Origin of the sequence: Novacetimonas pomaceti (assembly GCF_003207955.1) — a bacterium.
GTDB lineage: Bacteria > Pseudomonadota > Alphaproteobacteria > Acetobacterales > Acetobacteraceae > Novacetimonas > Novacetimonas pomaceti.
Genome location: NZ_NOXG01000002.1, coordinates 74018 through 87349 on the forward strand (window position 1 = coordinate 74018; position 13332 = coordinate 87349).

General features: G+C 64.0%; 12 protein-coding genes and 2 tRNA genes. 11 read left to right on the forward strand and 3 right to left on the reverse strand.

The window, feature by feature from the left end; genetic code table 11:
- Positions 1-46 precede the first annotated feature (46 nt).
- On the forward strand, positions 47-883 hold the full coding sequence (locus CFR71_RS02725) for an inositol monophosphatase family protein (RefSeq protein ID WP_110527467.1): 837 nt from the start codon (positions 47-49) through the stop codon (positions 881-883).
- A gap of 13 nt (positions 884-896) precedes the next feature.
- On the opposite strand, the gene mazG is transcribed toward CFR71_RS02725, so the two are convergent.
- Complete coding sequence (gene mazG, locus CFR71_RS02730) at positions 897-1700, reverse strand: nucleoside triphosphate pyrophosphohydrolase (protein WP_110526776.1); 804 nt, start codon at positions 1698-1700, stop codon at positions 897-899.
- Positions 1701-1794: 94 nt separating this feature from the next.
- Here mazG and argC point away from each other — a divergent pair, with 94 nt between their 5' ends.
- The 5 genes from argC to CFR71_RS02755 all read left to right on the forward strand — a co-directional run bounded on the left by argC (position 1795) and on the right by CFR71_RS02755 (position 6755).
- Complete coding sequence (gene argC / locus CFR71_RS02735) at positions 1795-2739, forward strand: N-acetyl-gamma-glutamyl-phosphate reductase (RefSeq protein WP_110527470.1); 945 nt, start codon at positions 1795-1797, stop codon at positions 2737-2739.
- A 73-nt stretch (positions 2740-2812) separates the two neighbouring features.
- Positions 2813-2896: transfer RNA gene (locus CFR71_RS02740), tRNA-Leu, on the forward strand.
- A 56-nt stretch (positions 2897-2952) separates the two neighbouring features.
- Positions 2953-4134: a phosphoserine transaminase gene (locus CFR71_RS02745; RefSeq protein ID WP_110526778.1), complete on the forward strand. Its 1182-nt coding sequence runs from the start codon at positions 2953-2955 to the stop codon at positions 4132-4134.
- A gap of 79 nt (positions 4135-4213) precedes the next feature.
- Positions 4214-5377 (forward strand): ATP phosphoribosyltransferase regulatory subunit, encoded by a 1164-nt coding sequence (locus tag CFR71_RS02750; protein WP_110526780.1) that lies wholly within the window; start codon positions 4214-4216, stop codon positions 5375-5377.
- Between the two features lie 88 nt (positions 5378-5465).
- The gene (locus tag CFR71_RS02755) at positions 5466-6755 is read left to right on the forward strand and encodes an adenylosuccinate synthase (RefSeq protein ID WP_110526781.1); all 1290 of its coding nucleotides are present in this window, start codon (positions 5466-5468) and stop codon (positions 6753-6755) included.
- Positions 6756-6993: 238 nt separating this feature from the next.
- On the opposite strand, the gene rpoH is transcribed toward CFR71_RS02755, so the two are convergent.
- Positions 6994-7893 carry an RNA polymerase sigma factor RpoH gene (gene rpoH, locus CFR71_RS02760; protein WP_110526782.1) on the reverse strand — a complete coding sequence of 300 codons (900 nt, stop codon included), beginning with the start codon at positions 7891-7893 and terminating at the stop codon, positions 6994-6996.
- A gap of 253 nt (positions 7894-8146) precedes the next feature.
- Positions 8147-9118: an RluA family pseudouridine synthase gene (locus CFR71_RS02765; protein WP_110527473.1), complete on the reverse strand. Its 972-nt coding sequence runs from the start codon at positions 9116-9118 to the stop codon at positions 8147-8149.
- Positions 9119-9167: 49 nt separating this feature from the next.
- Here CFR71_RS02765 and CFR71_RS02770 point away from each other — a divergent pair, with 49 nt between their 5' ends.
- From CFR71_RS02770 to CFR71_RS17110, 5 genes are all read left to right on the forward strand, one after another.
- A complete protein-coding gene (locus CFR71_RS02770) occupies positions 9168-9518 on the forward strand; it encodes a hypothetical protein (protein WP_110526783.1) in 351 nt (116 codons plus the stop codon).
- Positions 9519-9617: 99 nt separating this feature from the next.
- Positions 9618-9693 (forward strand) — tRNA-Glu (locus tag CFR71_RS02775).
- Positions 9694-9997: 304 nt separating this feature from the next.
- Complete coding sequence (locus CFR71_RS02780) at positions 9998-10474, forward strand: RrF2 family transcriptional regulator (protein WP_110526784.1); 477 nt, start codon at positions 9998-10000, stop codon at positions 10472-10474.
- 626 nt (positions 10475-11100) lie between these two features.
- Positions 11101-12195 (forward strand): glycosyl hydrolase family 8, encoded by a 1095-nt coding sequence (locus CFR71_RS02785; RefSeq protein ID WP_207781317.1) that lies wholly within the window; start codon positions 11101-11103, stop codon positions 12193-12195.
- Entirely contained in the window at positions 12192-13277 is a 1086-nt protein-coding gene (locus CFR71_RS17110; protein WP_110526785.1) for a hypothetical protein, read from the forward strand. The genes CFR71_RS02785 and CFR71_RS17110 overlap by 4 nt, the downstream gene beginning before the upstream one ends.
- Positions 13278-13332: the final 55 nt, after the last annotated feature.

Here is a 13332-nt window from a genome sequence, read left to right on the forward strand (position 1 = left end):
AGAATTGTCATGGGACGTGGTTGTCCATGGCATGGGGGAACGGACAATGACCGATCGGATTGGCCTTGCGGAAATGGAGGGTGTTCTCGGCCTGATGCGCGATGCCGCGCGGGGCGAGGTCATGTCGCGGTTCCGGCGGCTGGACCATGCGGACATCCGCACCAAGAGTTCGGCGCTCGATGTCGTCACGGCGGCGGATGAGGCGGCCGAGCGTGTCATTACCCATGCCCTGCGCGACCTGTATCCCGACGCCCTGATCGTGGGGGAGGAAGCGGTCGCCGCCGACCCGTCGCTTCTGTCGGGGCTGGGACAGGCGGGACTTGCCTTCGTGATCGACCCGATTGACGGGACCGCCAATTATGCCGCCGGGGTCCCATTGTTTGGCGTCATGGTCTCCGCCGTGGCGGGGGGAGAGGTCGTGGGCGGCGTCATCCTTGACCCGATCTGCGACGTGGCCGCGGTCGCGGCGCGGGGGCAGGGGGCGTGGCTGCATGACCGCGATGGCGGGCGACGCGCGATGCGGGTGGCGGCGCCGGTCGTGCCCGAAGCGATGTCGGGTAACGCATCATGGCGTTATCTGGCGCCCGACCTGCGCGATGCCGTGACGCGCAACCTGCCGCGCGTGATGGGATCGTGGGATTTCCGCTGCGCCGCGCAGGAATACCTGATGCTGGTCGATGGCAAATGCCACTTCCTGCTGTTCAACCGCACGCTGCCCTGGGACCATCTGGCGGGATGGCTGATCCATAAGGAGGCGGGCGGCCATGCCGCGCATTTCGATGGATCCCCCTATCGCGTGACCGACCGGGTGGGCGGGCTGCTTTATGCCCCCGACCATGCCAGCTGGACTGCCCTGCGCGACCTGCTGCTCGGCGCGTCCTGACGGGACGGGGAGGTCATTCCTCCCCCCGTTCGCGCCTTTTGACGGCCTGCCATCCTTCTTCCATCACGCTGACATCCACGTCGCGTAGCGCCAGGCCGCGTCGGGCCAGATCCTGTTCCATTTCGGTGAAGCGGCGCGTGAACTTGGCGTTGGCATGCCGCAGGCAGTCCTCCGGGTCGAGGTCGAGCTTGCGCGCCAGGGTCGCCAGGGTGAACAGCACGTCGCCCAGTTCATCGCGCATCCGCGCCCTGTCGCCGCTGTCGAGTTCCGCCTTCAGCTCCGCGATTTCCTCGTCCACCTTGTCCATCACGTCGGCGGCGTGCGTCCAGTCAAATCCCACCCGCGCGGCACGGCCTGACAGCTTGCGCGCGCGCAGCAGGGCAGGCAGGCCGACCGGCACGTCATCGAGCGTGCCCGCCCGGTCGCGCGCAAGGCGTTCGCGGGCCTTGCCCTCCTCCCACTGCCCCTCGGTCAGGGTGGCGTCGCCAAAGACATGCGGGTGGCGACGGACCATCTTGTCGCCAATCATGCTGGCGATGGTGGCGAAGTCGAACATGCCGGCCTCCGCCCCCATCTGCGCGTGATAGACCACCTGCAGCAGCAGGTCGCCCAGTTCATCGGGCAGCCCGTCCCAGTCCTGCCGCGCGATGGTGTCCGCCACCTCATAGGCTTCCTCGATCGCGTAGGGGGCGATGGTCGCGAAATCCTGCTCCCGGTCCCACGGGCATCCGGTCCGTGGATCGCGCAGGCGCGCCATGATGTCGAGCAGCCGGCTGATGGCCTGCGGCGCGTCGGGCGACGTGGGGGCGTCGGGCATGTGGGGCTCCTGTCATGGTTGCGGCACCCGGCGATGATTGTATAGTCCGCCGGTCCGCGCAATGTGCGACGGATTTTTCCGGGAAACAGGGATCATGAATACTCACGCACTGCCATCGGCATTCATCGACGGAGAAGCGGGCACGACGGGCCTGGGAATCCGCGCGCGTCTGGAACGCCTGCCGGTGCATGTGCGCTCCATCGCGCCAGAACTGCGCAAGGACCCCGCGGCACGGCGGGAGATGATGTCGTCCGTGGACCTTGTGGTGCTGTGCCTGCCTGACGCCGCCGCGCGGGAGGCCGTGGCGATGATCGACGAATTGCGGGCGCAGGGGGGGCATGCGCCGCGCGTGCTCGACGCCAGCACCGCGTTCCGGACCGCCCCCGGCTGGGTGTACGGGTTTCCGGAAATGCGCCCCGAACAGGCGCAGGCCATCCGCACGGCCACCCATGTCGCAAATCCCGGCTGCTATCCCACCGGGATCATCGGGCTGCTGCATCCGCTGGTCGCGGCGGGACTTGTCCCGGCGGACTATCCCGTTACGGTCAACGCTGTCAGTGGCTACAGCGGCGGCGGCCGCGCGATGATCGAGGCGCACGAGCGCGACGGTGGCCCCGCGTTCGAACTGTATGGCCTGTCGCTGCAGCACAAGCACCTGCCGGAGGCGACCCTGTATTCCGGCCTGTCGCGTGCGCCGGTTTTCGTGCCGTCGGTGGGGCATTTCCCGCAGGGGATGATCGTCTCCATCCCCCTGCACCTTGACCTTCTGCCAAAGGGGACGCGCGGCGCGGACCTGCATGCGGCGCTGGTGGCGCATTATCGTGGCTCGGACCGCATCAGCGTGCCCGACGCCTGCGCCAGCCTGTGCGCCGATACGCTGGCGGGAACCGACCGCATGGAACTGCGGGTGCATGTGAACGAGGAGCATCGGCAGGCGGTCCTGACCGCGCGTCTGGACAATCTGGGCAAGGGGGCGTCGGGTGCCGCGATCCAGAACATCGCCCTGATGCTGGGGCTGGAGACGCCACCCCCGGTATGATATGTGCGGCCCGCAGATGCGGGTGCGCGATCAATTGCCAGCGGCCCTGTTTTGCTGTTAAGCAGGCCAGCATGCGAGAGTGACGGAACGGTAGACGTAGTCGACTCAAAATCGACCGCCGCAAGGCATGGGGGTTCGAATCCCCCCTCTCGTACCAGTTGGCGTGTCATGACGTGACGCGCCGTCCCTTTTGCCCGTGTTGCGAACAGGACGATGTTTTCCTTGCCCGAAATCCAGATCGAAAAGCCGTCGGCGCGGCCTCTCAATCCGTGCTTTTCCTCCGGCCCCTGCGCCAAGCGGCCGGGATGGTCGCTGGCGGCGCTGTCGTCGGCGCTGGTGGGACGTTCGCATCGCTCGGCCGAGGGACGGGCGCGCCTGAACGAGGTGATTACCCGTTCGCGCGATATCCTTGGCATGCCCGATGACTGGCGGCTGGGGATCGTCCCCGCCTCCGACACCGGCGCGGTGGAAATGGTCCTGTGGTCGCTGCTGGGCACGCGCCCGGTCGATGTCCTTGCGTTCGAGAGTTTTTCGGCCACATGGGCCAATGACATCATCGCACAGCTCCAGCTGCCGGATGCCCGCGTGCTGCGCGCAGGATACGGCGAGGTACCCGACCTGGCGGAGGTGGACTGGTCGCGCGACGTGGTCCTGACATGGAACGGCACGACCTCCGGCGCGCGTTTCGCCGATGGCGACGCCATCCCAACCGATCGCGAGGGACTGGTGATCTGCGACGCGACGTCCGCCGCGTTCGCGATGGACCTTCCGTGGGACAGGCTCGATGTCGTCACGTGGTCATGGCAGAAGGTGCTTGGCGGGGAGGCGGCGCATGGCATGCTGGCCCTGTCGCCGCGCGCGGTCGAGCGTCTGGTGTCGCAGCCCGCGCCGCGCCCGCTGCCCAAGATTTTCCGCCTGACCGACCGCAAGGGCCTGATCGAGGGCATTTTCCGGGGCGATACGATCAACACGCCCTCCATGCTGTGTGTGGAGGATGCGCTCGACGGGTTGCGCTGGGCCGAACAGGTGGGTGGCCTGACGGGCCTGATCGCGCGCAGCCGCGCCAACCTTGCGGTGGTCGCGCAGTGGGTGGCCGGCAGCGACTGGGCCGCCTTCCTTGCCGCGTCGCCGCGTCACCGTTCCAGCACCGCCATCTGCCTGCGCATCGTCGCGCCGTGGTTCACCGCGCTGGACCATGAAACGCAGACGAAGGCCGCGCGCGAGATCGTGGCCCTTCTGGCGGCAGAGGGGGTGGCGATGGATGTCGGCAGCTATCGCGATGCGCCGCCGGGCCTGCGCCTGTGGGGCGGGGCGACGGTGGAATCGTCCGATCTGGCGGCGGTGCTGCCATGGCTCGACTGGGCGCATGCCCGGGTTCGTGCGACATATATCTGATCCCACTGCGCAAACGCGTGACGCGCGTCCCGCACGCCATGTCGGCTGATGCGCGCACGTCAAGAAATAGGCATGAACGATGACGGATGACCCGCCCCTCAATCCCGCACTGCTGCCTGCCGGATTTGTCGATGTGCTGCCCCCCGCGGCAGAGGCGGAGGCCGATGGACTCGAATCCCTGATGCGGGTGTTCGCCGCGCATGGCTATGACCGGGTTTCCCCGCCGTTGCTGGAATTCGAGGAAACGCTGCTGACGGGATCGGGCGCGGCGGTGGCGGAACAGACATTCCGCGTGATGGACCCCGATACGCGGCGCATGATGGCGCTGCGTCCCGACATGACCCCGCAGATCGCGCGCATCGCGGCCACGCGCCTGGCGCGCAGGCCCCGTCCCCTGCGCCTGTCCTATGCCGGGGCATGCGTGATGATGGGCAGTCCGTCGCGGGAGACCGACCGGCAGATCCTTCAGGCCGGGATCGAGCTGATCGGGCCGGACACGCCGGTGGCGGATGCCGAGATCGTGGCGCTGGGGGCCGAAGGCCTGAAGGTGCTGGGCGTGCCGAATGTCTCCTTCGACCTGACGATGCCGCCGCTGACCACCGCGCTGCTGGCGGGCGGGACGTTCACGCCCGCCACCCGTTCGGCGCTGCTGCGCGCACTCGATCGCAAGGATGCGGCGGCGGTCGCGCGTTACGGCGGCGCGCTGGCGCCCATCCTGACGGAGCTTCTGTACGCGGCCGGTCCGGCGCGTCGCGCGCTGGAGGTCCTGTCGCGCGTCAGCCTGCCACCTGCCGCGCGCGCGCAGAGCGACCGGCTGGCGGCGACCGTCGCCACCATCGAGGAGCGGGTGCCGGGCATCCGTCTTACGGTCGATCCCGTCGAATTCCGTGGATGGCAGTACCACACCGGCGTCTGTGTCACGGTGTATGCCCTGGGCCGGCAGGAGGAGCTGGGCCGGGGTGGCCGTTACCGTTCCAACGATGATGAACCCGCCTGCGGCCTGACGCTGCGGCCTGATACGATCCTGCGTGTCGCCCCGCCGCGTGAAAGCCGGACGCGCGTGTTCGTGCCGTGGGGGACCGAACCCGAGGTGGCGCAGGATCTGCGCACGCAGGGATATGCGACGGTGGCAGCCCTTGGCGAGATGGCCATTCCCGTGGCGGAGGCGCAGAGGCTTGGATGCGCCTTCATCGTGTCGCGCGGAAAGCTGAAGCCGGTCAGGAATGTCGGAAAAATCGACTGAGTTTTTTTCTTAATCTTTTGAATTTTCTTCCGGTCGCGCCTGACGATGCGCATCCGGATCGTCAGATAAGCAGAGCGAGGAGCAGGACATGTCCAACGTCACCGTGATCGGCACCCAATGGGGTGACGAGGGCAAAGGCAAGATCGTCGACTGGCTGGCCAGCCGCGCGGATATCGTCGTGCGGTTCCAGGGCGGCCATAATGCCGGCCATACGCTGGTGGTGGGCGATCAGACCTATAAGCTGTCGTTGCTGCCGTCGGGGCTGGTGCGGGGCAAGACCGGCGTCATCGGCAATGGCGTTGTCGTTGATCCCGAGGCGCTGCTCAAGGAAATCGACCGGGTGACGGCGCAGGGGCTGAAGGTCACGCCCGATACGCTGAAAATCGCGGAAAATGCGCCGCTGATCCTGCCGGTGCACGGGGCGCTGGACCGCGCGCGCGAAGCGGCGCGCGGCGATCGCAAGATCGGCACGACCGGGCGCGGCATCGGCCCGGCGTACGAGGACAAGGTGGCGCGCCGCGCGATCCGCCTGTGTGACCTTGCGGAGGCTGAAACGCTGGACTGGAAGCTTGACGAGCTGCTGCTGCATCACAACACGCTGCTGCGCGGGCTGGGGGCTCCGGTCTTCACCAAGGAAGAGCTGATGGCTTTCCTGACCGGTATCGCGCCGCGCGTCCTGCCCTTCATGGCGCCGGTGTGGGACCTGCTGGATGACAGCCGCCGCGCCGGATCGCGCATCCTGTTCGAAGGTGCGCAGGCCGTCATGCTGGATGTGGACCATGGCACCTATCCCTTCGTCACCAGCTCGAACACGGTTGCCGCCAATGCTGCGACCGGCAGTGGCGTCGGTCCGACCAGCATCGGTTTCGTGCTGGGGATTGCCAAGGCCTATACGACGCGCGTGGGCGAAGGCCCGTTTCCCAGCGAACTGCATGACGAAATGGGACGCACGCTGGGTGAACGGGGTCACGAATTCGGCACCGTCACCGGTCGGCCCCGGCGTTGTGGCTGGTTCGATGCCGTTCTGGTGCGCCGCGCGGTGCGCGTCGGGGGCGTGAACGGGCTGGCGCTGACGAAGCTGGATGTGCTGGACGGTCTCAAGGAAATCAAAATCTGCGTCGGGTACGAGCTTGACGGCGTACAGACCACCCATTTCCCGTCCGCCCCGGCCGCGCAGGCCCGCATCCGTCCGGTGTTCGAGACGATGGAGGGATGGGAAGGCACCACGCATGGCGCGCGTTCCTGGGCCGACCTGCCGGCGCAGGCGATCAAGTATGTCCGCCGGATCGAGGAACTGGTCGAAGCCCCGGTCACGCTGCTGTCCACCAGCCCGGAACGCGACGACACGATCCTGATGCGCGATCCGTTCGAGGACTGATAACAGCCTGAAATCATAAAAGTTTTTGGTGAAGCTTTTTATAAAAAGCTTTAAAAGACGTCGCCTTTTTAGAGAAAAGGCGACACCCAAAAACTTTTATTTTCAAACAGTCTTCAGGGGTAAAAGCCTGTTACTTGCTCAGTTTGGGCAGATATGAAAAACGGCCCGGAAGATCATTCTTCCGGGCCGTTTTCATGTAACGCGACAGGGGGCAGGGAAGCTTTCCCTGCCAACCGGTTCAGCCCTTCTGAGCCTTTTCATGTTCCTCACGCCGTGCGGCGACTTCGGCCTTCATCGCGTTCTGCACCTTTTCAAAGGCGCGGACCTCGATCTGGCGCACCCGCTCGCGCGAGATGTTGTACACGTGGGAAAGGTCTTCCAGCGTGGCGGGATCGTCCTTGAGGCGCCGCTCCGTCAGGATATGACGTTCGCGTTCGTTCAGGGATTTCATCGCATTCACCAGAAGCGCCTGGCGTCCGGAATATTCCTCATGCTCGGCCAGGGTCTGTTCCTGGTTGTCATGGTCATCCACCAGCCAGTCCTGCCATTCCCCTTCGCTGTCGCTGCGCAGGGGGGCATTGAGGCTGTGGTCCGGGGCGGACAGTCGCCGGTTCATGTTGACGACATCCTGTTCGGGCACGCCCAGCGACTTGGCGATCTTGTCCACCTGTTCGGGCTGGAGGTCGCCATCGTCGATGGCCTGCATCTGTCCCTTGAGACGACGCAGGTTGAAGAACAGCTTTTTCTGTGCCGCCGTGGTGCCGATTTTCACCAGCGACCAGCTGTGCAGGATGTATTCTTGAATTGCGGCGCGGATCCACCACATGGCATACGTGGCCAGCCGGAACCCGCGTTCCGGGTCGAAACGGCGCACGGCCTGCATCATGCCGATGTTGCCCTCGCTGATCAGTTCACCCACCGGCAGGCCATAGCCGCGATAGCCCATCGCGATCTTTGCCACCAGACGCAGGTGGGAGGTAACCAGTTTATGTGCTGCTTCCGTGTCGCCCTTTTCCTTCCAGCGGCGCGACAGTTTCAGCTCTTCCTCGGGGGAGAGCATCGGAAATTTGCGGATATCCCGAAGGTATTTTGAAAGATTGTTTTCGGGACCGGATAGAATTGCGGAAGAAGAGGCCATCAGAATCGGACTCCTGTGTCCGGATGAACGGGCTGGCGGGTCAGTCTGTAACGAGCAGGCGACCAACGGGTTGCAGCCGTTTTCCGAGAGACGCACGACTGGACTTGTTCCGTCCCCGCAGGACATCCCCGGAATGGGCGACATCGTGCAGGACGTCCAGTTTGCCTGGGGGCGTCGGCCCTGGCGAACAGATCCAAGCGATACTGTCCATTCCCGTTTACGTCAAGGAAACGCGCATTAAACCGCCTTAATATCAGCCAATCGCGGCAAGCAGGTCTTGGAAATCAGGCGGCAGCGGCGTCTCGAACAGAAGGCGCTCACCAGTGCGTGGATGCACGAAGCCAAGGCGTTGCGCATGCAGGGCCTGGCGCGCGAAATCCAGCGCCGCGTGACGCGCGTCCGCCGGCAGTCCCCGCGCGGCGGCGGGAATGCGGCGCAGGTAGGTCGGGTCCCCCACCAGCGCGTGCCCCGCATGGGCGAAATGCACCCTGATCTGGTGGGTGCGCCCGGTGGCGAGCCTGCATTCGACATGGCTCAGCCCGCCATGAAATGTCCTGAGCGTGCGGTAATGTGTCAGCGCGTGCTTGCCGCCGCCATTGCTGATGACGGCCATGCGCTTGCGGTCCCGCCGGTCGCGCCCGATGGCGCCATCGAACGATCCCGTGGCAGGCGACAGGATCCCCCAGCAGATCGCCTGATAGGCGCGTTCGATATCGCGGTTGGCGAACGCCTCCGACAGCGCCTGATGGGCGAGTTCCGTCTTGGCCGCGACCATGACGCCGGACGTGTCCTTGTCCAGGCGATGCACGATGCCCGGGCGACGTTCCCCGCCGATGCCCGTCAGGCTGTCGCCGCAATGCCCCAGAAGCGCGTTGACCAGCGTCCCGTCCTCGTTCCCGGGGGCTGGATGCACCACCAGTCCCGCCGGCTTGTCGATGACGATGAGGTCGCTGTCCTCGAACAGGATATCCAGCGCGATGTCCTGTCCCTGCGGTGTCGCGGGCGCCGCGGCAGGGACCCGCAGTTCATAGCGCATGCCCGCGCGGACAGGCTCGGCCGGTTCGCGCAGCACGAGTCCGTCGCACAGGAGATGCCCGCCCTCCATCAGGGACTTGATGCGCGAACGCGACAGGGTGCCGATCGCGTCGGCCATGAAGCGGTCGGTGCGTTGCCCTGCATCCCTGTCGGTGGCAATGACGGGTTCAGGCTGGATGTCTTGGGTCATGAGGCGTCCAATAATGGAAAAAACCGCGTTCGGAAACGGAAAGCACACTATGGAAAAACAGGGATCGCGCGCGTTGCTGGCGGCGGTGATCGGGATGGGTGTTCTGCTGGCGGTGGGATCGCTGGTGCTGGTGGGGGTGCTGGTGCACCGGATTTCCCATCCCCGCGACTCCGCCACGGACGCGGCGGCGGAGGCAGCGCCCGCTGTCACGCGGATGCTGCCCGCAGCGGATGTGGGGCGGCTGGTGCTCGATGAACCGGCGGGCACCCGTATCGTTTCGCTGGCGCGCCAGGGCGATACGCTGCTGGCGGTGGCGCTGACGGGCGGCGGCGCGGACAGGGTCATCCTGTGGGATCTCGTCCATAACCGCATTGCCGGGCGGATGCAGGTTTCCCCGTAAAACCGCCGGGCACGAAAGAAAAAATGAGGTCGGGCAGCTTTTTGGGGATTCGTCTGCTTGTGTCGGGCATCGCAATCCTCTAGAAGCGCTTTCGGCCATGTCCCGTTCGTCTAGAGGCCTAGGACGCCGCCCTCTCACGGCGGCAACACGGGTTCGAATCCCGTACGGGACGCCAGCGACACTGTGTGAACATGGTGGGCTGCCGTCGATATTTCCTGACTTCATATCTGACTGCTGACGTGGGCGCATCAATTGATGTGCCCGTCGATGCGTCTCAGGCGCTGCCGGCCGCAAAGAGTCGCGCCCGTTTCATAAGGCCATATATAAGTAAATAAAATATGTATTATGTTAAAATACGGCGAGGGCTTTTGTTCAAGTATTGTGGAATATTATCGCTTTTTGCGCCCCGTGTGTAGGATAGGCTACATTTGCCGCATGCCGATGTCCTGCGTTCATTTCGGAAGATGCGAACAGATTAGATGCGTTTGACCTTGCATACTGATTATGCCCTCAGGGTGCTGCTTTATCTTGCGCTGCGTCCTGATACGCGCGTCTCCATACGGGAGGTGGCACGGGCCAACAGGGTATCCGAAACCCATATGGTCAAGGTCGTTCACAAGCTGGGGCGCGCCGGCCTGATACGGACCGTGCGCGGACGCGGCGGCGGGATCGAACTGGGGCGGGCCGCGGATGGAATCCGGATCGGCGACGTGGTGCGCCTGACGGAAGAGGAGCGGCAGCTGGTTTCGTGCATGCGCCCGGGGCGCGAGAACGAGGATTGCGTGCTCAGTGGCTTCTGCCAGTTCTATTTCGTGCTGGGAACCGCCCTTGATGCGTTCATGGAGGTGCTGGACAACTGGACGTTATCAGACATCCTCAGGATGTCGGCGCGTGACGACATGATGCGGCGGCTGTTCATTCCAGATGATGTGGCGATTGACGGACGCGCGCCCTGATCCCGGTCTGGTCACGCGCTTTTCATATCCGCGTTTTACTTGTTTTTTTGCCATGGCCGTGGCTGTGTACGGCGCCTGTGGCAGCTAAAGATGTAAATACAATACTGAATTTTAGACCGTCCCGCATGGTGTGGGGAAGAGTCATTGATCTGAATCAATCCGGCTTGAAATTTTAAATATCTTTCGGGTTTTCAATTTCATCCGAACGTAAGAATATTATTACGCCGACTTAAGCTTTTGGATGGGCGCTGCCTGTTTTGTTCAGGCGCGGCCTGCTCTGGCAAGGGGCGGCGCCCGGTGTGGGTTCTGGCAGACTGGTGGAAACCTGAAGTTGGAGCTTGTGATAAAATTACAACTTCATCGAGGTCGTATCGTGGCAGGGGCTTCGCCATTGTTTGCCAAGGGCGGGGCGATGATTATGATCGGGATGCGGCAGAGGCGATATTTCCAAGTAAATCCAGATATGGGGGTGCGGTAGGGAAAGCGGTTCATGTCGTGTCGGTGTTTGGAGGGCGTAATGGACCGGATGCCACAGCCGCAAGCCGCCATCGCGTTGCGGAGGGGAAAGGTCCGTTCCGGGACTGTCCTGTTTTTGAGTGTTTGTCTTTCGGGATATGTAAGATCTGATGCAGTTGATTTCCATGATGACTAAAGAAAACAGTTCTTCGGCCGGGTTCGGGGTGGGGCGGCGTTCCTTTATGTCGGTCATGGCGGCGATGGGGGGTGCGCAGATGCTTTCATCCATGGCGTTCGCGGATACCCCCGATGCCGTAACGCAGCAGTGGAACATTTTCCGCAGCAAGTATTTTCGTCCCGATGGCCGTATCATTGACACCGGAAATGGTGGTGAATCCCATAGCGAGGGGCAGGGCTACGGCATGCTGTTCGCTGTATCGGCAGGGGACCTTCCGGCGTTCGAGGCGCTGTGGACATGGGCGCGTACCCATCTGCAGCACAGCACGGACAAGCTGTTTTCGTGGCGTTACCTCAGCAATCATCAGCCGCCGGTGCCGGACAGGAACAATGCGACGGACGGCGACCTGCTGATCGCTCTGGCTCTTGGGCGGGCGGGGCACCGTTTCAATCGCCCCGATTTCATTCAGGACGCGACGGATATCTATGCCGATATCCTCAAGCTTATGACGATGAAGGTGGGGCCTTACCTGGTCCTGCTCCCCGGCGCGAACGGGTTCGTCAAGAAAGACACCGTTACCCTCAACCTTTCCTATTACGTGATGCCATCGCTGCTGCAGGCGTTCGACCTGTCGGGCGATACGAAATGGCGCGCCGTCATGGAGGACGGGCTGCGTCTGATTTCGGCGGGGCGTTTCGGCCAGTGGCGCCTGCCGCCCGACTGGCTGGCGGTGAATCGGCAAAGCGGAGCACTGTCGATCGCATCGGGCTGGCCCCCGCGCTTCTCCTACGATGCGATTCGGGTGCCGCTGTATCTTTACTGGGCGCATATGCTGGTGCCGCAGCTGCAGGCGGATTTCGCCCTGTTCTGGAATCATTTCGGGGCGAATGCCCTGCCTGGATGGATCGATCTGACCACAGGCGCGCGTTCGCCCTATAATGCTCCCCCCGGATATCTTGCGGTCGCTGAATGCTCGGGGCTTGATTCCGCCGGTGAACTGCCGACACTGGATCATGCGCCCGATTATTATTCCGCAGCGTTGACGCTGCTCGTTTACATTGCGCGGGCAGAGGAGACTACAAAGTGAGTGCATCTGAGTCTGATGGCCTGACCGGAGGGGGGAAGAGTGGAAGTCCGCAGGATTTCCAGCGGGTTCTGCGTTCTTTTGGTGTCCAGGGGAAAGGGTTTGCCTATCGGCCGTTTGTCGATCGTTCCCTGGAAATAACGGATACCCCCAAGACGGTTGAGCAGGCGCTTGACCGGATGGCGCATGAAGAGGCGGTCGAGGAGCGTTACGTTCCTGCGCCCCCGCCTGAACCTGTGGCTGAATCCCGGCCTGTCGTGGCGGCTCCGGTTGTGCATGTCCCGGTTGTGCAGGAAGCGCCGCCACCGCCACCGCCACCGCCACCGCCACCGCCACCCGAGCCGGTGCCCCCACCGGAGCCAGAAGTGGTGGCGCCGCCTGCGCCGGTACCCGAGGTGGAGGTCGCTCCGGCCCCCGAGATTCCCGAATCCGTTCCGGTCCAGGCGGAGGCTCCCGCGCCTGAACCCGCGCCGGCAGAACCGTCGCAGCCTGCGCCTTCGGAGGTGGCTGCGCCGACCGAGGTGCCGCAGGCCACGGCCTCCGCGCCGGAACCGGTCTCGCCGCCTGCTCCTGCGCCATCAGCCCCCGCGCCGACCCGCATGGTGCAGCCTTTTTCCCGGCCCACCGCCCCGGTTCAGAAAGCGGATACGGGAACTTCCGTATCGCGACCGGCGGAACAGCCCGCGGCCACGGCGGCCTCATCAGAAAATGGTCAGCCTGTGGAAATGGCGATTGCGGAGGAATGGAGTCCTGTTCCAAAAGCACGTCTCGATCCACGGGAGCGTCCGCGTCCTGGCGACCTCAGCTTTTTCTTTCAGGGAATGCGGGAAAACCGGGATGAGAAAAAATTCTTCCCCGTGGCGTCCACGCGATCAGTTCGTTCCAATGTTTCCAGGGTGACCAGCATGACCAAGACAAATACGAATCCCCAGCCTTCCAATCCGCCGGCATCCACGGATGGATCGCCCACGATGACGGAAGTGTTCCTGACGCTTGGTGGTCGCGCGACCGAATTTCTCAACCCACGGCCTTCCCTGCGCGATGCACTGCTGCGTCGTCGTGAGAACAGCGAAGAGAATTCCTGAGGTTATCTAACCCGGAGGTCGCCGGGTTCCCGCATGCTGCCGGTCAGGTGCAGGG